Annotated in this window: 20 protein-coding genes; 9 read left to right on the top strand and 11 right to left on the bottom strand. The window is 46.2% G+C overall.

Going from position 1 to position 24,756, the window contains the following annotated elements:
- Positions 1–137: 137 nt before the first annotated feature.
- The 6 genes from ACO0KY_RS03040 to ACO0KY_RS03015 form a co-directional block, all read right to left on the bottom strand.
- Positions 138–746 carry a YkgJ family cysteine cluster protein gene (locus tag ACO0KY_RS03040; protein ID WP_423044088.1) on the bottom strand — a complete coding sequence of 203 codons (609 nt, stop codon included), beginning with the start codon at positions 744–746 and terminating at the stop codon, positions 138–140.
- Between the two features lie 43 nt (positions 747–789).
- A complete protein-coding gene (locus tag ACO0KY_RS03035) occupies positions 790–3,960 on the bottom strand; it encodes an alpha/beta hydrolase family protein (RefSeq protein WP_423044086.1) in 3,171 nt (1,056 codons plus the stop codon).
- Between the two features lie 60 nt (positions 3,961–4,020).
- Positions 4,021–4,800 (bottom strand): hypothetical protein, encoded by a 780-nt coding sequence (locus ACO0KY_RS03030; RefSeq protein ID WP_423044084.1) that lies wholly within the window; start codon positions 4,798–4,800, stop codon positions 4,021–4,023.
- A 91-nt stretch (positions 4,801–4,891) separates the two neighbouring features.
- On the bottom strand, positions 4,892–5,557 hold the full coding sequence (locus ACO0KY_RS03025; protein WP_423044082.1) for a 3'-5' exonuclease: 666 nt from the start codon (positions 5,555–5,557) through the stop codon (positions 4,892–4,894).
- Between the two features lie 80 nt (positions 5,558–5,637).
- Entirely contained in the window at positions 5,638–5,892 is a 255-nt protein-coding gene (locus tag ACO0KY_RS03020) for a hypothetical protein (protein ID WP_423044080.1), read from the bottom strand.
- Positions 5,889–8,393, bottom strand: coding sequence for a putative bifunctional diguanylate cyclase/phosphodiesterase (locus ACO0KY_RS03015; protein ID WP_423044078.1), 2,505 nt, complete (start codon positions 8,391–8,393; stop codon positions 5,889–5,891). The genes ACO0KY_RS03020 and ACO0KY_RS03015 overlap by 4 nt, the downstream gene beginning before the upstream one ends.
- A gap of 277 nt (positions 8,394–8,670) precedes the next feature.
- Here ACO0KY_RS03015 and glyQ point away from each other — a divergent pair, with 277 nt between their 5' ends.
- The 7 genes from glyQ to ACO0KY_RS02980 all read left to right on the top strand — a co-directional run bounded on the left by glyQ (position 8,671) and on the right by ACO0KY_RS02980 (position 15,267).
- A complete protein-coding gene (glyQ, locus tag ACO0KY_RS03010) occupies positions 8,671–9,633 on the top strand; it encodes a glycine--tRNA ligase subunit alpha (RefSeq protein WP_186910956.1) in 963 nt (320 codons plus the stop codon).
- Between the two features lie 33 nt (positions 9,634–9,666).
- A complete protein-coding gene (glyS, locus tag ACO0KY_RS03005) occupies positions 9,667–11,751 on the top strand; it encodes a glycine--tRNA ligase subunit beta (protein WP_423044075.1) in 2,085 nt (694 codons plus the stop codon).
- Between the two features lie 28 nt (positions 11,752–11,779).
- Positions 11,780–12,346 (top strand): D-glycero-beta-D-manno-heptose 1,7-bisphosphate 7-phosphatase, encoded by a 567-nt coding sequence (gene gmhB / locus ACO0KY_RS03000; protein WP_423044073.1) that lies wholly within the window; start codon positions 11,780–11,782, stop codon positions 12,344–12,346.
- A gap of 58 nt (positions 12,347–12,404) precedes the next feature.
- On the top strand, positions 12,405–13,157 hold the full coding sequence (locus tag ACO0KY_RS02995) for a lysophospholipid acyltransferase family protein (RefSeq protein ID WP_422994467.1): 753 nt from the start codon (positions 12,405–12,407) through the stop codon (positions 13,155–13,157).
- A 257-nt stretch (positions 13,158–13,414) separates the two neighbouring features.
- The gene (locus tag ACO0KY_RS02990) at positions 13,415–14,353 is read left to right on the top strand and encodes a YgjP-like metallopeptidase domain-containing protein (RefSeq protein ID WP_423044071.1); all 939 of its coding nucleotides are present in this window, start codon (positions 13,415–13,417) and stop codon (positions 14,351–14,353) included.
- 186 nt (positions 14,354–14,539) lie between these two features.
- Positions 14,540–14,938 (top strand): lactoylglutathione lyase, encoded by a 399-nt coding sequence (gene gloA, locus ACO0KY_RS02985; RefSeq protein ID WP_222612999.1) that lies wholly within the window; start codon positions 14,540–14,542, stop codon positions 14,936–14,938.
- Between the two features lie 176 nt (positions 14,939–15,114).
- Positions 15,115–15,267, top strand: a complete 153-nt coding sequence (locus ACO0KY_RS02980; RefSeq protein WP_423044069.1) for a hypothetical protein — start codon at positions 15,115–15,117, stop codon at positions 15,265–15,267.
- 141 nt (positions 15,268–15,408) lie between these two features.
- Here the strand turns inward: ACO0KY_RS02980 and pgi are convergent, their stop codons facing one another.
- The 5 genes from pgi to ACO0KY_RS02955 all read right to left on the bottom strand — a co-directional run bounded on the left by pgi (position 15,409) and on the right by ACO0KY_RS02955 (position 22,789).
- Positions 15,409–17,055, bottom strand: a complete 1,647-nt coding sequence (gene pgi / locus ACO0KY_RS02975) for a glucose-6-phosphate isomerase (protein ID WP_423044067.1) — start codon at positions 17,053–17,055, stop codon at positions 15,409–15,411.
- Between the two features lie 47 nt (positions 17,056–17,102).
- Entirely contained in the window at positions 17,103–17,882 is a 780-nt protein-coding gene (gene rsmA / locus ACO0KY_RS02970) for a 16S rRNA (adenine(1518)-N(6)/adenine(1519)-N(6))-dimethyltransferase RsmA (protein WP_423044065.1), read from the bottom strand.
- 2 nt (positions 17,883–17,884) lie between these two features.
- Positions 17,885–18,922 (bottom strand): 4-hydroxythreonine-4-phosphate dehydrogenase PdxA, encoded by a 1,038-nt coding sequence (gene pdxA, locus ACO0KY_RS02965; protein WP_423044063.1) that lies wholly within the window; start codon positions 18,920–18,922, stop codon positions 17,885–17,887.
- Positions 18,922–20,268 (bottom strand): peptidylprolyl isomerase, encoded by a 1,347-nt coding sequence (locus tag ACO0KY_RS02960; RefSeq protein ID WP_423044061.1) that lies wholly within the window; start codon positions 20,266–20,268, stop codon positions 18,922–18,924. The genes pdxA and ACO0KY_RS02960 overlap by 1 nt, the downstream gene beginning before the upstream one ends.
- Positions 20,269–20,458: 190 nt before the next feature.
- The gene (locus ACO0KY_RS02955) at positions 20,459–22,789 is read right to left on the bottom strand and encodes an LPS-assembly protein LptD (RefSeq protein WP_423044059.1); all 2,331 of its coding nucleotides are present in this window, start codon (positions 22,787–22,789) and stop codon (positions 20,459–20,461) included.
- A gap of 183 nt (positions 22,790–22,972) precedes the next feature.
- Between ACO0KY_RS02955 and ACO0KY_RS02950 the strand changes: the two genes are divergently transcribed.
- Together ACO0KY_RS02950 and murU are read left to right on the top strand one after the other, a co-directional pair.
- On the top strand, positions 22,973–24,028 hold the full coding sequence (locus ACO0KY_RS02950; RefSeq protein WP_423044057.1) for an aminoglycoside phosphotransferase family protein: 1,056 nt from the start codon (positions 22,973–22,975) through the stop codon (positions 24,026–24,028).
- A gap of 10 nt (positions 24,029–24,038) precedes the next feature.
- Complete coding sequence (gene murU / locus ACO0KY_RS02945) at positions 24,039–24,755, top strand: N-acetylmuramate alpha-1-phosphate uridylyltransferase MurU (RefSeq protein WP_423044055.1); 717 nt, start codon at positions 24,039–24,041, stop codon at positions 24,753–24,755.
- The last annotated feature ends 1 nt before the right edge of the window (position 24,756 follow it).

Below are 24,756 nucleotides of genomic sequence, written 5' to 3'. Positions count from 1 at the left end.
AAGAGTGGCGACTTTAAAATCGCCACTCTTTTTTTCCCATTTTAATCAGCACCCCGGCCAACACTCATTCGTCATAAATTTGATTCAATCAAAGTTCATTCCTGTGAATCAACATCTTGTCATGCAGACGTACAAGTTTAAGACCTCAGTGTCTTGTACAAAGCACTTGTAAAGTCCAAAGAAATTGAAGGTAATTTGGCATCCTCATAGGCTGCTGCTACGCCCTGCATCAACGCTTCTGCCTTTAAAATAATATCCAGATGTTGCGGGATTGTCGGTGTACCGTCAGCACATTGTTGTGCATCGATAGAATGGCCCTTCCTGCACACCGCGGGACGGTTCTCATAAATCATGCATTGCTGGTTTTCCAACAGCACACAAGGTGGTCGCTGAAGCGGCTCAGTGGCGGCCAATCTTTGCTTCTCAGCCAAGCCAATCCGCATATGTTCGACAATATGAGCCAATTCAGCGACGGGTAATTGCTTCAATTGATGCGCAATATAATCAATTTCAGGTTGTTTAGCCTCTACTCTGACATGGCAACAAAAACTACATCCAGCGCGGCAGGCAATTTCTTTCCCTACCATATTTGATTGCGCAAATAAGTCATCTATGCCGTGCTGTATTTGCGGCACAATACGCATGATGTTCGCCGGATACGGCTTCTCAGCTAACTGCCGGACGGCAACGCGACGTACTGATTGTATCGCGGCCAAAAATTCAGCCTGTTCATCCGGCGTAAGCATATTTACTCTTTCGAAATACAACAATAGTCTAAAACGCGCCGATCTACATTTCTTTCTTGCTTGAAGAAACTGGTACTGTCATTACATCCTCCGGAGTGAACAATGGTTTCACGTCGCGTTTGCCGCGCTGCAAATAAGGAATTGGCGCATTCATCCAATCTGGCCGTGACTGGTTCAGTAAGAAGTGATCAAAATATTCATCCAGATGAACTGTGTAGTGTTTGATATTTTCACGGTCTTTCAAACCATGCTTCTCGCCGTTGTAGTTAAACCAATACGCTTCTTTACCGAGTCTACGCAACGCCGTAAAAAACTCAATCGCCTGATACCAGGGTACAGCATCATCACCATCATTGTGTTTGGTCAGATACGGTGTCTGAATTTTATCGATGTGGAAAATTGCTGAGTTCTCTATGTACTCATTGGTTTTACTCCAGGGTGTTCCACCGATGCGGCTTTGTCCTGTTTCATATTGGAAAGCACGCGACACGCCCTTACCCCAACGAATACCTCCATAACCACTGACCATATCTCCAACAGCAGCACCCGCCTCAGCTGCACGGAACATATTGGTCTGGGTCAGCATATAGTTGATCTGATAGGCGCCCCAGCTATGGCCCTGAATACCAATACGCTTCGCATCTACGTAGCCCAGACCGACTACCTTATTGATTGCCGGAATCACAGCATTCATCGCGCTCTTACCGGGGTGACCAGTCTGATAGATAATGTCAGGACGCAGCACCACATAGCCATTACTGACATACCGCGTGACATTGATATTCTGGCTTGGCGCAGGCGGCACGTAGCGATACAGGTTGTCAGTCATTTTTTCGTAGATGTAGACCATCAAAGGGTATTTTTTAGCTGGGTCAAAATTTTCCGGCTTTGCCAACAGTGCCTTGAGTTTCTTTCCATCCTTGGTTGTGTATTCGATCAGTTCCTGGGTACCCCAGTTGTACTTGACCTGCTGTGGATTGGCCGCACTGATTTTTTCAGGATGTTGAAATTGCAGATTGCTGTGCCACAAATCGGGGAACTCAGTAAAACTTTGCTGAGTAAATAAAATGTCGTCGGCTTGCTTTGCTTTGATTACTGAGCCTAGCATTTTATTTTGTAGCATCAATTGTTGTGGTGTCCCGCCATGCGGATCTTGTTGGAAAAATCCGCTTGAACGGTTTTGTTCATGCGTTGCGCTAAGTACCCAACTGTGAGATGGCAGTGCTTTACGCTCTGCGCTGAGGGTGACTTCCTCTGATTTTTCTAGTGTATCTTCACCCAATGGCACATAACGTAATTCAAGTTGATGGCGACGACCATACCCATTGCTCAGATTTTTATGCTCCAGGGTTTGTGGATTAATTTCCCACAAATCATACTGATCATAGATAACGACCGTTTGATCATTACTAGTCCAGCCAGCAACACCGTACGCTGATCTTGGCTCTGGTGTATCGTGTTCGTGGTCTTCGAAATTGACTTTGATTTTTTTGGTAAGCTCGATTGCCTTGGCGTCCAATGTATTCCACGCCAACCATTGACTGCTCGCAGCATCAAACGCCAGCACGTATTTACCGGCCGGCGACAAGCTGGCAGAAAAACGCAATTTCTTCGCCAGCAAGCTGGATACACCGGTTTTCAAATCGATCGCATAGGCGTCCTCGAAATTGCCATCCCAGGAAGACAGCATCTTGTATGGCACGTCACTCGTTCCCAAAGCAAATTCTGCATTGTCATTGAATGCTATGCTTGGAATCAATGGTGTCGCCAGTTGCACAAAGCGTTGGTCGGCAAGATGAATAACTGCTTTGAAATGCTTATTTTTATCTTTTTCGGCATTTACTTTTTGTACCGATTGCAGCTCTGGATCTTGCCAGTGCCAGAGATCCACTTTAACCAATTCCTCGTCATCTTTACTTTCCGGTTTAGGCAAAACAGCGGTAGAAAAAAATAAACGCTGACCATCTTTACTAAAACTCAGTTCACCAAATTCGCTGACACCCCATGATAAGGGCATACCTTTGGTCTCTGCTGTTACTAAAAGTTGTGCCGCATCCTGACCGGGACTCCAAGAAAAAAGTTGATAAATTGGCGCTTCTTTATCGAGATTTTGATTCGCATCTTTTTCAGTATTCTTCTCTTTAGACTGATCGCTCTTCTTTTCGTCAGTTGAGACTTTTTCAGATGTTTTTTTGACAGCCAATAACTTCTCATTCTGCAACTTTTTTTCTTTTATTTTTGCGATCTCATCACGATTGCTGACGAACGCCAACATGGTTCCAACATCATTGAATTTCAGTTGCTTATAACTACCTGCTCCACTCAAAATTGTCTGTGCCTCAGCATTTTTAGGATGAAGAATGTGTATACCATCAAGCAAAATTTCTTTTTTTTGCGCAGACTTGGCATTCACATCTTTCGATGGCTTCCGCACACTAAAAGCGAGAAAGCTTCCGTTCTTTGCCCAAGTGAAATTCATCACGCCATCAAAGTACTTTCGCTCATTTTTTTGAACGTCAATAAAAATAAGCTCAGCTGGCAAGGCTTTTTTCTTAGAATCAGAACCACCTGCTTCTTCATCATACGCATCTTCAATGTCAGCTTTTTTATTGGAGCCAATTTCTTTTTTTTCTTCTTTTTTTGGTTCCAACAAGGCAACTAAAAAATTCCCACCCTCTTCTGGCCATGCGAACTGTTTGACAGTGTCGATCGCTTCCATATTTCCATTGGAGAGGTCTACGATGCCAAGACCAGCCTTAGGCAAATCCTCGCCCTTCTTTTTTTCTTTCTTCGCTTTGTCGAGCTCTGCCTGCGTTGGCCGGATAGAAAATGCTGCATATTTGCCATCCGCACTGAAGGCTGGCGCTATGCCACGTGGGAAGCGCCATTCCTTTCCGTCTTTCAAATTTTTAAAAATGATCTCACCATCAGCCTCTTGCGCCACCATGGCATACGCTGCCCAGTTGCCGTCACGACTCAAGACCGTGTTTGCGATACTGCGCCAATTGGCGTAAGCGTGATGCGAAATCACCTTTTTGTCGGCAACCAGGGGAGTAGCAGATTTATTTACTGAAATCGCACTGGCTGTTGTGTCATCGATCACAGACGGTGTCGCATAAGCTGCATTACTTAACAAAACTGTCAATAAAACTGCACTGGCGCACAAAGGGCACACATGCCCCCTTTGCTTGGAAAATGGGGATTTGGGATACATGAATAATATTTAAATTAAAGATCAGAAAAATAAAGAGATCAAAGGACTAAAAACTCCCCCTTACGTTTGTACCTGCAGGGTTTTAATGACGCGAATTTCATTGCGTTCACCGGCGCCGGAACTCAGATTTTTCCATTCTTTTTTCAAGACGACTAAACGATCACCAACCAGACCATAAACGAGATTTTCATCTTCTTTCACGTCGAAGCTAACGACCACGAAAGCACGACCCGATGCCACTTCGCTACTGCGACTCGCTAATGGCGTGCCATCGCTATCTATCCATATATCGAGTTTGCTTTCATATTTTTTTATATACTTACGGTCTTTTTCACTCAGATGTTCGACTGGAATATCAAAGCTCAACAAACGGGCTGGCTTGTTATTGAAGGTATCGTTTTTTTCGCTTTTAAAGATAGCAGTTTCAAGACGACTAGATAAACCTGCCGCGGCAGAAAGTAAGGGGCGCAGTTCTGTTGAATTAAATTCTTTCAAAGCTTTTGACAAGGCCATTTTTGCTTTAGGATCTTTTTGCTTTGCTTGCTCTTCAGCTTGCAATCGGGAGAGCAAATCCTTGCTATATAGTACTTGCATGCCCCGCGCACTATCTTCGACGCTGACACTGACGACAGATTGCATTTCCTCAGCATCCTTACCTTCACCCTGACGATTCCAAGATTTTGCTTCCAATACTGCTTTGAGGCTTGCATTTCCCTGTAACTTTGCTAAAGCCGCTTTTAAGTCTGTAATACCGTCTGCATGAGCGTTACCACACATCAGACTTAGTGCACTCAAACCAAATAAACTGACTGCGATTAAACGTTTTTCAAAAATCCACATAACTCATCCATTCTGATAACAGGTTAATTTTTTAAACTCGCTGCGCGACTCTGCAAAAAATCTCAAGAAAAAATCAAATTTCTTATCAAGATCACAGCTGATTGTTTTTCAAATCCAACCATCGTTGATAGGTCAACAATGCGACTTGTGCATCGTTGGCTGCATACAAAATTTGTTTTTCGCTCAGAGGATTTAAGGCCCAATTTGAAGTCGAGGTTTTTTTTGATTTGGACAATTGCATCCCAAAAAATTTCGCGACCGCTGCCTTTGCCCCCATGTCCCTCTGCTTGCTCTCGCGCATTACTTTGGCAAGGTCAAGCACATTCACAGTGATGATGCCTAACTTACTTTTCAGTTGTTTGACATCGTCGTTCAAACCGTAGCCCACCTTTAAGATGTTTGGTGCCTCAAGCAATGATTTGACTACATCAACATTCATTGGTTGCACGACCGGAAATAAAAAAGCTTTGGTTTCGCTCGCAAGCTGGATTAAATGCGGCCCATCGTTACGTTGACCTTTCTGAAATACTGGTTTAGTTTCAGTATCAAAGCCAATTACTTTCAACGCGGAGAGATGGGCATAAGCGTATGCAGCATCGTCGTCAGTTCGTACCAGACAAATATCTGCCAGAGCAATTCCGGGATAAGATGGAAGTGCGGAAGCGAGTGGGGAAGGAAGTGGGTTTTCTAAATCGACAGTCATGCTATGATTTTCGGCGAATTCAATGATTGCTGGTGCAAGCAAAAGACTATTCATGAATTCGATTGATCCGTGGGGATAAATAAATGGGGATGAGATAGCTTACAGGAAACCGGCCCAAGCGCAACTTGCTGGTGTTAATCCTCCTCACCAGAAGATGCCCTCGGCACATGCAGTCCGTCTATCTTGCGCCTTCGCTTCGTATCCAGGCTTTGCAACTCTATCATCAAGGCTTGCCCATCAGCCAGAGCGACCGCCATTTTTTCTTGTCCTTCATGTTGAAAATGATATATGGTCGAATTTCCAACCGCAGATGATTTTTCGAGATGAGCAGAAACCAGCAATTGAGATAACTCGCTGACCGGAGCGATACGCCATGACAATTTACTCATTTAGACTTTGCCTGTTTGCCATTCAGATAGTGTTCAAAAGCGATGGTATCCATAGGCTTGGCAAAGAAGTATCCTTGCACCTGGCTGCACCGCATCTCTTTTAAGGCTTTTATTTGTTCATTTTTTTCCACGCCTTCTGCCACGACTTTTAAACCAAGGCTTAATCCCATTGCAATAATTGCGCTCGCAATGGCGGCATCGTCAGGGTTAGTGTGAATATCATTGATAAACGATTTGTCGATTTTTAATTCGTCGATCGGGAACCGACGCAAGTAAGAGAGGCTGGAATAACCTGTTCCAAAGTCATCCAATGAAATCGACAGACCTAAATTTTTGAGGGAACGCAAGGCACCTAGCGTGCTATTTACATCCTGCATCACCATACTTTCCGTCAATTCTAAGGTGAGTTTGTGCGGATCAGCGCCAGCCTCCTGAATGATCATGGCGACGCGCTCTGCCAGGTCTTCCTGACGGAACTGGCGCGATGACATATTGATCGCGATGTGTAAATCAAATCCGTCCTTTTTTTGCCACAAAACTTGTTGTCGGCATGCCTGCGCCAGCACCCATTCACCCAGCGGTAAAATTAATCCGGTTTCTTCGGCTAAGGGAATAAATTCTATAGGATGAATCAAGCCAATTTGCGGATGATGCCAACGTACCAAAGCCTCAGCACCAATTACCTTCTGTGTCAGCAAATCAATTTTGGGTTGATAATGCAAAGCAAATTCACCACGCTCCAGCCCGCGTCGCATCGCGCTTTCCATATTCAGACGGCTTATCGCGGTGAGTCCCATTTCCGGAATAAATTGGCGCACACTGTTGCGGCCATGCTCTTTCACACGGTACATCGCAATATCAGCGTTACGCAAAAGAATTTCGCCGTGATCACCATCGCGTGGGTAGACGGAAACACCGATACTTGCGGTAACAACCACATCATGTCCATTAATCAAAATCGGACGCGAAAGAGATTTCAGAATTTTTTCCGCGATCAGATCGACATCACCACTTTCCTGCAAATCGGTCAGTACAATCACAAACTCATCACCGCCTAGTCGAGCCACGGTATCCGTGTCCCTGACGCATTGGTTCAGACGCTGTGCTACTTGCTTTAGCATCTCATCACCTGCACCGTGACCGGAAGCATCATTGATCAACTTAAAATGATCCAGGTCGAGCAGCATCAAACCTACATGCAATTCCTGCCGTTTAGCCCAGGCAATTGCCTGGGTAATTCTGTCATTCAAAAGATTGCGGTTAGCCAGACCGGTAAGACTGTCATGGGTGGCCTGATATTCGAGTTCTTTTTGGTAATTGACGCGTTCACTGACATCGTTAATCACACTGACGAAATGGGTCGTGACTGCGCCGCACGCATCCTTAACGGGTGAGATGTGTAACTCGTTCCAAAATTGTGTTCCGTCTTTGCGGTAATTGCGCAGAAGTGCCCGCCCCTCTCGCTTCTCACGCAAGGCAGAACGTATCTCTTCGAGATCAGGCTGCGCAAGATCGTCACGCACCAGAAAACGTCCTTCCAGGCCGATGACTTCTTGAGCCCTATAACCTGTGATACGTTCAAATGCAGGGTTGACGTACACAATCGAATGATCAGTTTCATCACTGCGGGTAATCATGATGCCATTGCTGCTTGATACCAAGGCCTGCTCGCGTAACAGTAAGGCCTGCTCTACATCTTTGAGCTGATCTTGCCTGCCCGTAATGTCCTGGCGCACTGCAATCAGATGCGTGACTTTGCCCTGATCGTCGCTTAAGGGGCTGACGACCTGGCGTTCCCAATAGTGACGCCCATCTTTGCTGATACTCAGTACCTCCCCGTGCCAATGCTCGCCAGGTTGCAAAGCAATAAACGCCGCCATATGCTCGGCATCTAAGCGCGCATCACCGCTATTCCAAAGCACGCAGTGTCCCGCCAATTCCCCCAGTTCAAACCCTGAGTGGCGGATAAAGCTGGCGTTACAATATTCAAGCTCGCCAACTGCATTCGTAATCAAAATGGAGAATGGGCTTTGCTTCACAAGTAAAGCCAATAGCTCCAGATTGTCTTGCAAATTATGGTGTTCGTGTGTGGTCAGAAGGGCGATGATCGCTTCGCTTAATTCTTTCACAAAACGGTCAAGGATCAAACGTGATTCGCTACCTTCTTCCAGATCAAAGTCCGCGCTCAATAAGAGCCTGGCATAGGCCGCTTGCGGGTTATCCTGATGAAGATGCAGACTCAAACTCAAATACTCCAAGTTAGCATCACCGCCTCGCCCATTACTTGCATGATAAGAATCGGCTTGATCGCCGGATTCAAAAACAATTTCGACGCTGGAATAACCGGCACGTTCAACCAAGATGCGGCAAAAGCCTTGTAGCATTCCAGGCAAATCGATTGGATACCAAAGGCAATGGGTCAGTTCGCCAAGCAAGCGGTACCATTGCTCCATTTTTTGTGATTCGGCATCCAAAGAATCTACCGGCATGCTTGTACTCATCTGCTGCGCCTCTCCTCTTGTCTAAGATTGCGATTAACTTCTGAGGCGATTTTTATACCTTGTATAAAATATTAACGCAATAGAAACATCAGACCAAAATAGCAAAATGACAAACAAAGATGTTGCGCATTGCAGCAAATACCTTCGCTATGCAGGCATTCTGACGGTATTTCTATCTGCTTTCATGTCTGATCAGCAGCATTTCTAGGTTAAAATCGTAGGTTTGGCAAACAATATTCCTCGCCCTCCGTTGGACGCGATAAAGGTAGATAGCACGATGCTTACATTTCAACAAATCATTCTGACATTACAAGATTACTGGGACAAACAAGGTTGTGCTTTGTTACAACCTTATGATATGGAAGTGGGTGCTGGCACGTCGCACACTGGCACTTTCTTACGCGCAATTGGCCCAGAGCCTTGGCGTGCAGCCTATGTACAACCTTCTCGCCGCCCAAAAGACGGACGTTATGGCGAAAACCCGAATCGTTTGCAGCATTACTATCAATACCAAGTCGTACTGAAACCAGCGCCAGAAAACATTCTGGACTTGTACCTCGGCTCACTCAAAGCACTTGGTCTGGATTTGCAACAAAACGATATTCGCTTTGTGGAAGATGACTGGGAAAACCCTACGCTTGGCGCTTGGGGGCTGGGCTGGGAGGTCTGGCTCAATGGTATGGAAGTGACACAGTTCACGTATTTCCAACAAGTGGGCGGTCTCGATTGCAAACCTATCCTTGGTGAGATCACCTACGGTCTGGAACGTCTGGCGATGTATTTGCAAGGCGTCGACAATATCTACAATCTGGTATGGACTGAACGCGAAGAAAATGGCAAAACCGTGCGTCTGACCTATGGCGACGTGTTCCACCAAAACGAAGTTGAACAATCAACCTTCAGTTTTGAGTATTCAAATACTGACTTCTTGTTTTCACTGTTTAGCAATTACGAATCAGAAGCGAAACGCTTGCTTGATGTCACAGAAAAATCGCTGGCATTACCTGCGTACGAAATGATTTTAAAAGCGGCGCACACATTTAACTTGCTCGATGCCCGTGGCGCGATTTCCGTCACCGAACGCGCGGCCTATATCGGCCGTATTCGCAATCTGTCGCGTGCTGTTGCTGCGGCTTATTACGCGTCGCGCGAAGCATTGGGTTTCCCTATGTGTGCAGCGGATGACAAACATAAACCAGCCCCTGCCCCTTCAGCGCCTTCACCAACTGAAGCCGCTTAAGCGAACATTGACAGAATTGACTGGATTTTAAAAATGAATCACACCTTATTAGTTGAATTATTTACCGAAGAGCTACCACCAAAAGCACTGGCAAAATTAGGCGAAGCCTTTGCTGCTGGCATTGTCGCCGGTTTGAAATCACGTGATTTCTTAGATGCTGAATCGGTAGCCACGAGTTATGCTTCACCACGTCGTCTGGCAGTGAGCATCAGTAAAGTACGCGCCACATCACCAGATAAGCTGATGCGCGACAAAGTATTGCCAGTCAGCGTGGCCATGGATGCCGATGGCAACGCAACGGCGCCATTGAGCAAAAAATTGGCGGCGATGGGTTTCCCTCATTTACAAATCAGCGATCTGGAACGCGCGATTGATGGCAAAGCAGAAAGCTTCTTCTACAACCACACAGCACCAGGTTCTGCCTTAGCACCTGCTTTGCAAGCGGCAGTAGAAGAATCGATCAGCAAATTACCAATTCCGAAGGTCATGAGCTATCAACGTCCTGATGGCGAGACCGTACACTTCGTTCGCCCTGTGCATAGCGTCATCGCTTTACATGGTAACGATATCGTGCCGCTATCTTTGCTTGGCTTACACAGTGATCGCGTTACCCAGGGTCATCGCTTTTTATCCGCTGGCAAGGTCAGCATTGCTCACGCAGATGATTATGCAAGCGCCTTAAAAACGGAAGGCAAAGTGGTTGCCAGCGTGACAGAACGTAAAGAACAAATCCGCACTGCCTTGTTGCAAAAAGCGGGTGCTGATTTGGTATTGATGCCAGAATCTTTGCTGGATGAAGTGACTGCCTTGGTCGAATGGCCAGTGGTTTACGAATGCCATTTTGAACAAGAATTTTTGGCGGTGCCGCAGGAATGCCTGATCCTGACGATGCAGACCAATCAGAAATATTTTGCGCTGACCGATGCCAATGGCAAACTGCGTTCACGTTTCTTAATCGTCTCGAATCTGGAAACCAGCGATCCGCAACACATCATTCAAGGCAATGAACGCGTCGTTCGTCCACGTCTGTCGGATGCAAAATTTTTCTTTGAGCAAGACAAGAAAAAAACACTGGAATCACGCTTACCAATGTTAGCTAATGTCGTTTATCACAATAAACTTGGCAGTCAGGCTGAACGTACCGAACGCGTAAAGACATTGGCCGGTAAAATTGCTGCCAACTTGCACGCAGATATCGCATTAGCTGAACGCGCAGCCTTGCTGGCGAAGACAGACTTGCTGACCGACATGGTCGGCGAATTCCCGGAGCTGCAAGGCATCATGGGCACTTACTACGCGCAACATGACGGCGAACACGCGGATGTCGCAGCTGCAGCGTCAGAACATTACCAACCACGTTTTGCGGGTGATGCATTACCTTCAACCATGACCGGTACGGCCGTTGCACTGGCTGATAAATTAGAAACGCTGGTCGGTATCTGGGGCATCGGTTTGCAACCAACTGGTGATCGCGATCCGTTCGCCTTGCGTCGCCATGCACTCGGCATTTTGCGTATGTTGGTAGAAAAGCGTTTGCCACTATCTCTGTCGGGTTTGTTGGCTAATGCAGTTGCCCTGTTTGCTGGCAATGCGAATTTCAAAGATCCATCTGCGGACGTACTCACTTTCTTGTTTGATCGTCTACGCGGACAATTGCGTGAACGTGGTTTTGCACAGAACGAAGTAGAAGCCGTGGTCGCACAAAATCCGGACACGCTGGACAATATCGTTGAACGCTTGCAAGCAGTGCAAGCCTTCGCCGCCTTGCCAGAATCTGTCTCTCTGGCTGCGGCGAACAAGCGCATCACTAACATTCTGAAGAAAGCAGACAGTGTTCCAACCAGCGTTAGCCCGGCATTGTTAGTTGAGGCACCAGAACAAGCACTTGCCAACGCAATGGCGAATGTTAAACCGCAAGTGGATGCTGCATTTAGTAGCGGTGACTTTACCGGAGCGTTAAAAACGCTGGCAGCCTTACGTACTGAAGTAGATAACTTCTTTAACGATGTGATGGTCAATGCCGACGATCTGGCTTTACGTCATAACCGCCTGGCATTGCTGGCAAGTTTGCACGTGATGCTCAATCAAGTCGCTGACATTTCTAAACTCGCGGCATAACGTGATGATGGCTGAGAAAGGACATGGCATGAAACTCATTATTCTTGATCGTGATGGCGTCATCAATCAGGATTCGGATGCGTTCATCAAATCACCTACTGAGTGGATTCCCATTCCTGGCTCATTACAAGCCATCGCCCGCCTGAACCAGGCGGGCTATACTGTGGTGGTCGCGACGAATCAATCTGGCATTGGTCGTAAGTTATTTGATATGGCCACCTTAAATGCGATTCATCAAAAAATGCACACGGCAGCACAACAAGTTGGTGCCACCATCGATGCCGTATTTTTCTGCCCGCATACTGCCGATGACAATTGTGACTGCCGCAAGCCTAAACCTGGAATGTTGCATGAGATCAGTCGCCGCTATGATATCAACCTCAAAGGCATACATAGCGTGGGTGACTCATTACGTGATTTGCAATCTGGTTTCATGATGGGTTGCGTACCGCATCTGGTATTGACTGGTAAAGGTATTAAGACGCAAGAGAAAGGCGGCTTACCGCCCGGAACACAGATTTATCCGAATCTGGAAGCGATGGTAGATCAATTGCTGAGCAATTCCCTGCAAGCCGAACTTAATTTTGCCGTTTAATGCTATAAACTAAAATAAAAATAAGATAGATAGCAATCATTTCTGACCTGGAGACTTCATGCGTAATGTAATACCGTTTATTCGTTCTTTCATCTTTTTACTGCTGATGATCGTTGCCACCGTCGTTTGGGCGCCGATCAGCATGCTGTTTGCATTTCTGCCGTATAACCAACGCTATTACATCACGGCACGCTGGAATGTCTTTATCATCTGGGCTGCAAAAGTCGTGTGTGGCATTCATTACCAATTTAAAGGTTTTGAAAATTTTCCTGATGCGCCAGCGATCATTTTGTCCAAGCACCAATCTGCGTGGGAAACCATTTTTTTATTGATGGCGACACCTCGCCCTCTGGTGTTTGTATTTAAAAAAGAAATCACCTACATTCCCTTTTTTGGCTGGGCAATTTCTTTGCTGCGCATGATCCCGATTGATCGCAGCAAAGGTAAAGATGCGTTTGCACAAGTCGTTGTTCACGGTAAAAAGCGCCTTGCGGACGGACAATGGATCATCATGTTTCCTGAAGGCACTCGCATTGCGGTTGGTAAAAAAGGCAGCTATAAAGGTGGTGGCGCCAGACTGGCTGTAGAAACAAACACACAAGTTGTTCCCATCGCTTTAAACTCCGGTGAATGCTGGCCGAAAAATTCTTTTATCAAACGTCCAGGAACCGTTACTATTTCCGTCGGGAAGCCTATTTCATCAGAAGGCGAAAATCCTTTCGATTTAATGCAAAAAGTCGAGGCATGGATAGAAGCCGAAATGCGTGTGATTTCTCCACATGCCTATAATGCTGACGGCTCAGAAAAATAAAGTAAGCCTTTATTAATAATACTTTCAGAGCGAAAATTAAACTATTGCCGCCCCGTTTTTGAGCTTCAGGTTTAATTTTCGCAAGTTTCTTCGTTATCAAAAAAATCTATACGCATCCCCAAGCGACATCGTTCATCCTCGTGCAGCATTCTCTGACTTGAGATACAGTATGCATAGCTGAATTTAAAATCTCCCTATAAAAATTCCGTCCACGTCCACGATAAAAATCCTGATTGTCAGTCTGAATTGAACTGCGTATGCCATCCATCGTAAAAGCCATACAACTCGCATTACAACTGGATTTATTCAGCGATTTTTTATTACCGGAACGCCGTAAAGCCAAGCCAGAAGCGCCTGAATTACCATCACCAACGCCAAAACCAATAGCACCCCCGACAAGCAAAAATGATGACCAACATTCGTCACGGCCATCGCTACCATTAGCACCTCCGCAGGATAAGACTAACGCTGGCAATCATCGCCGTATTCTCATTAATGGCACAGTGCTTGAATATAATCTACAACGATCCAAGCGCCGTAGCATTGGCTTCTTAATCAATGATGAAGGCTTACGCATTACAGCCCCTCGCTGGGTTACCATTCCCGCCATCGAGTCCGCTATTCATGAAAAGCAAAACTGGATTTTACGCAAACTCAGCGAGCGACACGAACGTACTTTGGGTAAGCGCGAACCAGTCATGGTATGGGGTGATGGAGCGAAGTTGGCTTATCTGGGCAATGAGATTGTTGTCCGCGTTTTGAACGTTCTCAACACCGGTGCCCATTTTGATTCAGAGACAAATGAACTACACGTGCGTCTGCCAGTGGATGCCAGCGAACAACAATTAAAAGACTTGATCCGCAATTGGTTACAGCAACAAGCAAAGCGCGAATTTAACGAACGCTTGCCCGGGTATGCAGAAAAGCTCAATGTACACTATCACAGCGTGTCGCTATCGGCCGCAACAACACGTTGGGGCTCATGTACCTCGCAAGGAAAAATCCGTTTAAATTGGCGCCTGATTCATTTTTCACCGCTGATTATTGACTATGTGATTGCGCACGAATTGGCACATTTAAAAGAAATGAACCACAGCCCACGCTTTTGGGCGACCGTAGAATCCATCTTCCCTGATTTCGACATCGCCCGCCGCCAGTTGCGACAACATGCGACGACGGATTTGCCGAATTTTTAATTATCCATTCATTTTCAAGGCGGGTGCAATCCGCCAATCACATCATCAGCGATCACAGCGCGGGGCGGCCCCGTCCTACCGTAATAAAACACAGATTTCCAGAATATGTAAAAATGCGAGTGGTATACAAAATTGTGCAAACCTCAATACCTGATCGCAACAACACCAAACACCAAGGAAAAAACCATGAGAATTTTACACACCATGCTACGCGTCGGTAATCTGCAGCGCTCTATCGATTTCTATACCAAAGTATTGGGTATGCATTTGCTGCGCCAATCTGATAATCCAGAATATAAATATACACTGGCTTTTTTGGGCTATGGCAGCAACCCTGAACACGCAGAATTGGAACTGACCTACAACTATGGCGTAGAGCAATACGATATGGGTACGGCCTACGGTCACATTGCGATTGCAGTACCTGATGCAGAGGCAGCGTGTACTGCAGTCAAGGAACGTGGTGGCAACGTGACGCGCGAAGCTGGTCCAGTGAAAGGCGGAAAAACCATCATCGCTTTTGTGCAGGATCCCGATGGTTATAAAATCGAATTGATACAACGAAGTTCAGACGTTACGCTCTAACAGGATATATAAGATATTTGCACCGGACAAAATTGCAATCAATAACCGGTGCAAGGTATACATAAAAGCAAACAAGTGTTTAACGCTCAGTACCACTTAAAATAGATCAACGATCAATTTTAAGTGGTAGTTTTTTGGTGTCTGCACTGTTATCGGACTCACGGGCACTTGTGTTCATGACTTTCATCAAAAAAACCAAACTCAAAATAAATAGCAACGCCAAGCAAGAAAAAATCATTGTCCACATAATAAAACTGATGCCTGGAGAAAAGTTAATGATGGAAGGCAATAATACTCCAGGACAATCCGCGCCTTACATGGATAAATGATGAGACACGATATTTTACATTTATGGAAGCGCTTAAAAAATCAGCCCATACCCGTGAACCGACAAAGAAAAACTAATGGGTAAAATAAAATAATGCAGTGAGGATAACTTGGACGTTTCAAGTTATCCTCAATATGGTAGATCACACGTGACCGTGGCGGCGGAAATAAGCAATCAAGCCACTGGTAGAAGTATCAAGTTGGGCGTCGTAATCCTGGTTACCGAGAATTGCTGGTAACAGGCGGTTTGCCAATTGTTTGCCAAGTTCCACCCCCCATTGATCAAATGAGTTAATGCCCCAGATAACGCCTTGTACAAACACTTTGTGCTCATACAATGTCAGCAACATGCCAAGTTGAAATGGGTCAAGAGCTGGCATCAAAATCGTCGTGGATGGTTGATTACCTGCGAAAACCTTATGCGGCAACAGGGTAGCAATTTGGGCTTCGTTTAAACCCGCATTGGTCAGTTCTTCACGCGCTTGTGCTTCTGTTTTACCAAACGCTAAAGCGGCACTTTGCGCCAGACAGTTCGCAAGCAAAGGTGCCTGATGACCTGGTAATGGATGATCACTGGATGCAGCGACCACGAAATCACATGGAATCAACCAGCCGCCTTGATGCAATAATTGGAAGAAGGCATGCTGGCCGTTGACGCCAATTTCACCCCAAACGATAGGATTGGCGCGACAAGTCAAAGGCTCACCATTGCGGCCTACTGTTTTACCGTTAGACTCCATTTCCAGTTGCTGCAAAAATGCAGGCAAGTGACGAATAGATTCGTTATACGGCAAAATCGCCGTCGTTTCCGCCCCCAGGAAATTAGTGTTCCAAACCGAGATCAACGCCATTAATACAGGTAGATTATGTTCGAGCGGCGTCGCACAAAAGTGCTTGTCCATGGTTTCTGCGCCTTGCAACATGCGCTCAAAACCACTCATTCCTATTGCTAAGGCAACGGACAAACCAACCGCCGACCACAAAGAATAACGGCCACCAACCCAGTCCCAGATGGTCAGAATATTCGTGTCAGGAATACCGAATTCACGAGCTTTATCGGGACTGGAAGTGACCGCAATAAAGTGTTTGCCGATTGCCCATTCTTCCATCGCGGCTGCCATCAACCAGGTACGCGCTGTGTGCGCATTAATGCTGGTTTCTTGAGTAGTAAAGGTCTTAGATGCAACGATAAATAGGGTCGTGCGCGGGTCAAGCTCTTCTAACAAGGGCGCAAGATGTGCACTATCCAAATTCGAGACATAATAAAAATTCAGATTCGGGTGCTGCATCGCTGACAAAGCGCGCGTTGCCAATTTCGGGCCGAGGTCAGAACCACCAATACCGATATTGACGATATTTTGAATCGCGTCACCTTTGAAGCCGCGCCACAAACCGCTACGTACGCGCTCAACGATATCACGCATTTGCTTACGCACGGCGCGCACTTGCGGCATCACGTCATGTTCGGCGTTGGGAAATGGCTTAAAGTCCATATTACGCAAGGCAGTGTGCAATACTGCGCGGTCTTCGCTGATGTTGATTTTTTCACCGGAAAACATGCGATCACGCCAGGCTTCGACATTTGACAATCGTGCCAATGCAAGTAAGCCGTCTAAAGCTGGTTGATCTATTCTTTGCTTGGAATAATCAATGAGCAAACCATCCAACTCAGCTGAAAAGCGTTTAAAACGTTGCGGATCTTCTGCAAATAAATCGCGTAAGTGTTTTTGCTCCAGACGAGTCTGGTGTTGCAACAAGGATTGCCATTCCGGGGTCAGCGTAATATTCATAGTGTGAAAATCAGCGTAAATAGTAGAATCAAAAAGTGCTGCTTCAATTATGCCGCGGTGTGAAGAATACGTGCGAGATTAACGTATTGTTCGAGCGGAATGGTTTCTGGACGTGCTTGCGGATCAACACTTGCATCGATGAGCTGCTGTTCAGTAAACATGCCTGCCACACAATTACGTACCACTTTACGGCGTTGTGAAAACGCCTTCGTTACGACAGCTTCTAAACTCTTTTGATCACACGGCAAGGTTTCTTTTTTCGGGATCATGCGTACGATCGCAGAATCGACTTTTGGCGGCGGATCAAAGGATTCAGGCGGTACGACAAACAATAAATCCATCTCATAACGCCATTGCAACATGACAGATAAACGGCCATAAGTTTTGCTACCTGGCGGCGCCACCATGCGCTCAACGACTTCTTTTTGCAGCATGAAGTGTTGATCTTCGACCTGATTGGCAATCTCGGCGAGATGAAATAACAGTGGGCTAGAAATGTTATACGGTAAGTTGCCAACAACACGCAGTTTTTTACCTTCAGGTACTGGGATCGTATTGAAATCAAATTTCAACGCATCGCCTTCATGGATGATAAGTTTGTCTGCCGGAAAACTCTTTTTCAGACGCGTGACCAGATCGCGATCCAGTTCCACTACATGCATCTGTGGTACGCCTTCCAGAAGCAGGCTAGTCATCGCAGCGAGGCCAGGGCCAATTTCGACCATAGTATCGCCAGCGCGTGGGTTGATGGCGCGAATGATTTGACTCAACACCAATTGATCGGTCAGAAAATTCTGGCCGAAACGTTTACGTGGAATATGTTTCATGATTATTTCTTATTTTTTGCCATTTCAGCGGCAACGCGAATTGCCACCAGCATACTACTGATATCAGCATGTCCAAGACCTTGCGCCGCTAGATCTAAAGCTGTTCCGTGATCAACCGAGGTACGTATCAGCGGCAAACCTAAAGTGATATTGACGCCCAATCCAAAACTCGCATGTTTAAGCACGCTCAAACCCTGATCGTGATACATCGCCAGTACACAATCAGCATGTTCCAGATATTTAGGCTGAAACAAAGTGTCAGCTGGGTAGGGGCCGCTTGCTTCTATACCAAGGCTTTTTGCATGTTCAATGACAGGAGTGATCACATCAATTTCTTCTCGCCCCAGATAGCCGTTTTCTCCCGCATGCGGGTTGAGTCCGGTCACTAAAATGCGGGGGTGGGAAATTCCCATTTTGTATCGCAAATCAGTGTCAATGATTTGCAGCGTGCACAACAAATCATCGAAACGGATCGCCGCTGGTACATCTTTTAACGCTAAATGTGTGGTAGCCAATGCAACCCGCAAAGGTTGTTTCAGGTGATCATTTGCTTCGCAGGCGAGCATCATGACCACTTGCGGTGTCTGCGTCTTTTCTGCCAGATATTCAGTATGCCCACTGAACCTCACACCAGCATCGTTAATCGTACTTTTTTGCAATGGTGCAGTAACGATGGCATCGCACCAGCCTCGTTGAACACTTTCTATTGCGACATCCAGCGTATGCAAAACGGCTCTGCCATTACGAGGGTCGAGTTGACCGGCTACCACATGGGCAGTGAGTGGGCAATCTATGACCGTAATGCGATCAATTCCGGTAGCTGATAAACCGTAATTTCTGAGTGCTTCCAGAGAAACGCCCATCAATTGTATTGCCGGATCTATTTCATTGGCCAACATTGCCAGATAGGCAGCATCACCAATCAACACGGGTCTGATTTCATGCCGTAAAGACCAAGCGGCACGAATCGAGATTTCCGGCCCTATTCCTGCCGGCTCACCTACCGTCAGTGCAATGGCCGGTAATCTCGATTCAGGCATTATTTATCTTCCGTACGGAATTCAACGTAAGTACGATCACGCAATTCACGCAACCAGTCTTGATATGCTTCGTCTGACTTGCGTTCACGCAGAGCATTGCGCGCAGCCATCCGTTGACGGTCATTGGTTTGATCTTCCGATTTGCGCTCTAAAACCTGGATCAGGTGGTAGCCAAATGGCGACTTTACAGGCGCACTTACTTCATTGATCGCCAACTTATTCATCGCTTGTTCAAATTCAGGCACGGTATCGCCAGGGAAAATCCATCCTAAGTCGCCACCTTTAGCAGCGGAGCCATCAGCGGAATTCGCTTTTGCGAGGTCTTCAAATGTCGCTTCTTTGCTGTCGATTTTCTTTTTCATATCCTGCATTTTTTGCAGAACTTCTGCTTCAGAAATAATCTGATTTGGCTTCATCAAAATATGACGTACATGTGATTGTTGAACCACGGCAGCCTCGGCCTTCACATCGTTAGATGCCCGTTGTCCATTCAATTTAACAATATGAAAGCCATTCGGACTGCGAATAATGTCGGTAAATTCTCCTGCCTTTATTTTGCTGACAGCATCAAGAAATAATTGGGGCAAACGATCCTGTTCACGCCAGCCCAAGTCGCCACCTTTGAGCGCTTCAGCGCTGTCAGAATAAGTCACTGCCAGCTTGGCGAAATCACCGCCTGCACGTAATTTTTGCAGCACTTCTTCAGCACGATTACGGCGCAAGGCGATCTGATCAGCGTTCGCGTTTTCCGGAATACGGATCAAAATATGTGCAAGATTCAACTCTTGTTTTCCAGCTTTTGCATTCGCTTCGGCCGCCAGGAAATTATCGACTTCGCTTTCGGTAATCAGAATCTTGCTATCAACCTCGCGATCACGTACACGCTGCATCATGATGTCATCACGAATCTCCTCGCGAAAGCGAGCGTAGGACGTACCTTCACGTTCAATTTGATTACGAAATTCTTGCATGTTCATTTTATTTTGTTCGGCCATGCGCTGCATTGAACGATCGAGCATCACATCATCAACGCGCATACCGTTTTCTTTTGCCAACTGTAATTGTGCACGGTCAATGATCATGCGTTCCAACAATTGCTTTTGTAAATCTGCACGATCTGGCAAGGCCGTACCCTGCGCCTTCAAACGACGTTCAACGGTAATCAGTTTTTCATTTAATTCTTGCTTGGTGATCACTTCGTCATTGACGACCACCACAATACTATTGACCGCTTGTGATTTTGCCGATGCGCTCGTGTTGCCAGAAGCCTGTTGTGCAAAACTGGATTGTGTCGCCAGCAAACTTATAGAAAGTGCCGCTACAGAGAAAAGAGTACGTTGTTTCATGTGCAATAAATGTCGCATAATGATCTAAAAAACTGTTTGAGCAAAGCCGCAGTATTGACTGCTTAAGCGGCATAAAAGTTGCAATATACACGTTAGCGGTGTTTTCACAAACAACCATGCTTGCGCATCGCTATTCAACAAGTCACTAACTCACCTCACGAAAACTCTGTTGGGCTGATCACATCGCGTATTAACGTTCAGTAATCGGCTGATAACCGGAAATGTTACGTTTTAATGCTTCTATAGGATCATTCCCAACCCCAAGTCTTCCTAATCCACCAAGTTCAAGCTGAATTGAAAAACCGGTATTATTATTCAGGCTAGTAAGAGCAAATCGCTGTGCAACGAAGCGCAATGCCCAACAATCTGCCTTATATTCGACACCAACCAATCCATCAACTACTTTCCTATCCATCAACGAATAGTTGGTACGGCCAACCGCATACCAACGTCTACTCATTGGCCATTGCCCTGATATGTCAACTTCTTCAAGCGTATCGCGTTGCGTACGATAGGCCAAATTCAATACTTTTTTCGGCTCGGGTTGCCAACGAATGCCATATGTTGACCTCACCGATTGATGCGTGCTCTGACTGACTTGCAGCGCCATATCCATACCAAAACTACGCGTAACTTGCCCTGTCGCAGCCAGTAACAAATCCGAACGACTTGGGGTTATCGTGTCGTCGATGAGCACTTTCTGTGTATTGAAATAAAAACGTTGCCCAATTGCAAGCCTCAAACGCTCTTGACCATCCATCTCAATATATCGGGAAATCAATGCCGCAGTGATTTGATTTGAATCTCCGACCAAATCCTGACCACTAAAACGATTCTCACTAAATATCTGCGCAAAATTGAAATCAGCATCCGCAGTATCAAAATTTGGCAGGGTTGACTGATCTACAAATGGCGTACGTACATAGAATAAACGTGGCTCGAGGGTTTGTATGATATCGCGCCCAAATAAGGTACTCGGACGCTCGAACACTAAGCCGCTATCCATAGAAAATGTAGGAACAACTTTATGCAAACTAGTTGGGTCACCAGGATCCCGATTCGTAAGCTGATAAGCATTCGCATGCAACATCAATTTGGGAATCACAAAATAACCAGGCTCAACAATCGGCAAAGACACCTGGGGATTGATCACCAGGCGATTTCCTCGCTCCAAAGTCGGGTGCCAAAAACGAGTTAGGGTTGCATCAAACGACCAATCGAAACCTTTTACATCGTATTGTCCCGCATGAAACTGGATTTGCGGCAACCGGTCGTATGGGCGACCTATTGGATCGTTTGGATCTTGTAATACCTGGTAGTTACTTGCCAGGACATTCAGACTCCAGAACGAACCAGAATAAGATGCATTAATATTGCGAGGTAATAGGCGCTGCGAGGTTTTAGTGATTGAATTCGAAAAGTCTGAGGCGTAGTTATCATCAGATGCGACATTAATGTCCCAAGTTAAATTCAAGGCTGGAGTCAACAATTGCTGATGCGTCGAAGCCACAGCATAGCGACTGCTATTCGTTAATTTATCCGCTGACAAACCTTCAAGTGAAGTTTCACCGCGATAAGTATCACCCAGATAGCGCATGTCGGCGCCTAATTGCAGGCCTCGGCGAGAAATGATTTTAGGATATAAAGTTAAATCACGGTTTGGTGCAATATTGTAATAATAAGGCAAACCAAATTCAGCGCCACCTACCGTTGACGCGCCAATTGTCGGCGGTAAAAAGCCGGAATGACGAGCCCCAGACAAAGGAAAAGTCAGTGTTGGTGAAGCCAGGATAGGCGTTCCCATAAAATACAGTACAGACTTACCTGCAACCCCGGTATCGAGCCCACTATCCAGATTTAATGTATCGGCACGCAAATACCAATCGGGATCAACACCGTTGCAAGTACTATAAGTTCCCTGATGAACGATAGAACGTTCCGTATCCAGAAAATCAATCTTTGCTGCTTTACCCTGAGCGTTCGATTCCAGTAAATGATAGTCAGCACGACTTACATTACCAATGCCCGAATCCAAACGCAGCTGTGCAGTATCACTGTTGAAGCAATCGCCTTGTTTACGGATGCGCACATTACCTTCAGCTTCAACCTCATCTTCAAGATACAAATAGGTTGCTTTATCCGCAGTTAAGGTAGTGCTGCCCTTGACGATCTCAACATTTTCTTCAAAATGAGCGTCCCTATCCGGACGGCCATACATTTTTTCGGACTGAACGACTGTGGGAGCAACTTTATCCGCATCTCGCTGCTTTTGCTTTTGCTTATCTCGATCTTCCTTTTTGTCTCGCTTACTCTTTTGGCGCGAGGCTGTATCCTCTTCAAAACTAAAGGGATCATTCTCCTGTGCCTGATCAGTTTTTTGTACTTGATCTGAGGTGCTCATGTTTTCAGAGCTCAACGGAGATGCGATTGCTTCCGACTCTTTTATCGTCTGTGCCTGCGCCTTTGCAAAGAAAGCAGGTACCAGCACCGAGACGACAATCGCGGTGATAGTAGGAAACAAGAGCGGTGAGTGAGATAATACGGGTTTCCTGCGCATGTATTCAGTAGTCAGTGAGCGTTTTGGCAAGCATATTGGACGGTATCATTCAGACAATCCGCCAGAAATTAGTCGCCTATTATAGGTGAAATGCCGCTAAATCTACCTGAAGTGTGTGCACAAACTCAATCTATTATCAAATTTACCATGCCATCTACTGATAACACGCCTGCAAACTCAGCCGTTTCTGAGATAAAAGAACAACGCCGTGCCGCTCTGAAAGAATGGTTAGGTGGCCTTTCTGACCACGCGCTGCAACTCGACAGTCTGCGTCCGGCGTCCGCCGATGCCAGTTTCCGCCAGTTTTACCGCATCGATACGAACGATGGTCGCAGTCTGATCGCCATGGATGCGCCGCCAGTGACTGAGAATTCTGCCGCGTTCATCAAAATGGCGAATTTATTGAAAAGTATTAACCTCACTGTGCCGGAAGTATTAGAACAAAATCTGGAAGCAGGTTTTTTACTGGTCACCGATCTGGGTTTGCATACCTATGCCCATGTGTTAAACCATGACACTGCACACAAACTTTACCTTGACGCGATTGATGCTCTGGTATTGATGCAAGCACAAAGCCAGCCTGATGTGCTGCCAGAATATGACCGCGCGTTCTTGTTACGTGAATTGAATATATTCACTGAATGGTATGTGAATAAGCATTTAGGCGTGACGCTCAATGAAAAGCAAACCGCTACTTTAGATAAAGTTTTTGACCATTTGCTGGCAAGCGCACTAGCGCAACCACAAGTGTACGTACACCGTGACTTCCACTCCCGCAATTTGATGTGGATGGACAAAGGAAATCCTGGCATTATTGATTTTCAGGATGCCGTCTACGGCCCTATCACCTATGATCTGGTGTCGTTGTTACGCGATGCTTATGTCCAGTGGGACGAAGAAATGGTGCTGGACTGGGCGATACGCTACTGGGAAAAAGCGAAACGTGCTGGCTTGCCGGTCGCACCGGACATTGATAGTTTTTACCGTGATTTTGAATGGATGGGCTTACAACGCCACCTCAAAATTTTAGGTATTTTTACCCGGTTGTCGCACCGCGATGGTAAAGACAATTTCCTCGCAGATATTCCAACAGTTATGGAATACGTGCGCAAAACTTGCCATCGTTACAAAGAGTTAGTGCCGCTGTTACGCCTGCTCGACGAGCTGGAAAATACTGCCCCCCAAGTTGGCTACACGTTCTGAGGTTTGTAATATGAAAGCAATGTTACTTGCGGCAGGTCGCGGTGAACGCATGAGACCATTGACCGACACTTGCCCAAAACCTTTATTGAAAGTGCGTGGACGACCATTGATTGTCTGGCATATTTTGAATTTAGTGAAAGCAGGTATCACCGAGATCGTGATTAACCACGCCCATCTTGGACATATGATCGTCGACACACTGGGTGACGGTAGTCAGTTCGGTGCAAAGATCAGCTACTCAGCTGAAGAAACCGCACTAGAAACCGCTGGCGGTATTGCTAAAGCCTTGCCCTTACTCGGTTCTGACCCATTTATTGTGGTGTCAGCCGATATTTATATTCCGCATTTTGATTTCAAAGAATGTTTAAATACGCTCGAAGATAATGACCCGTGGGGAAATCCATTGCCTGACCAGGAACGCGATATTGCCTGGTTGTATATGGTTAAAAATCCTGGTTTTCATCCAACAGGTGACTTTGCGCTGACTTTGATGGGTTTATCTAACGAAGGCTCGCCACGGCACACCTTCGCCAATATTGGCGTCTACCGCCCTGAAATGTTTTCCAGCATTCGTCCTGGCGACCATGCAAAGCTGGCACCGCTGATGCGCGAATTTATCGATGTGGGCCGAATCGGTGGCGAACTGTATCGTGGAGAGTGGCATAATCTCGGCACACCCGAGCAATTGAATGCGCTCAATGCACCACTGAATTTCGTTAAAGGATAGC

This window comes from Undibacterium sp. Dicai25W (assembly GCF_049340505.1).
GTDB classification, from domain to species: Bacteria; Pseudomonadota; Gammaproteobacteria; order Burkholderiales; family Burkholderiaceae_D; genus Undibacterium; species Undibacterium jejuense.
This window is presented reverse-complemented; position numbering and strand designations above follow the sequence as displayed.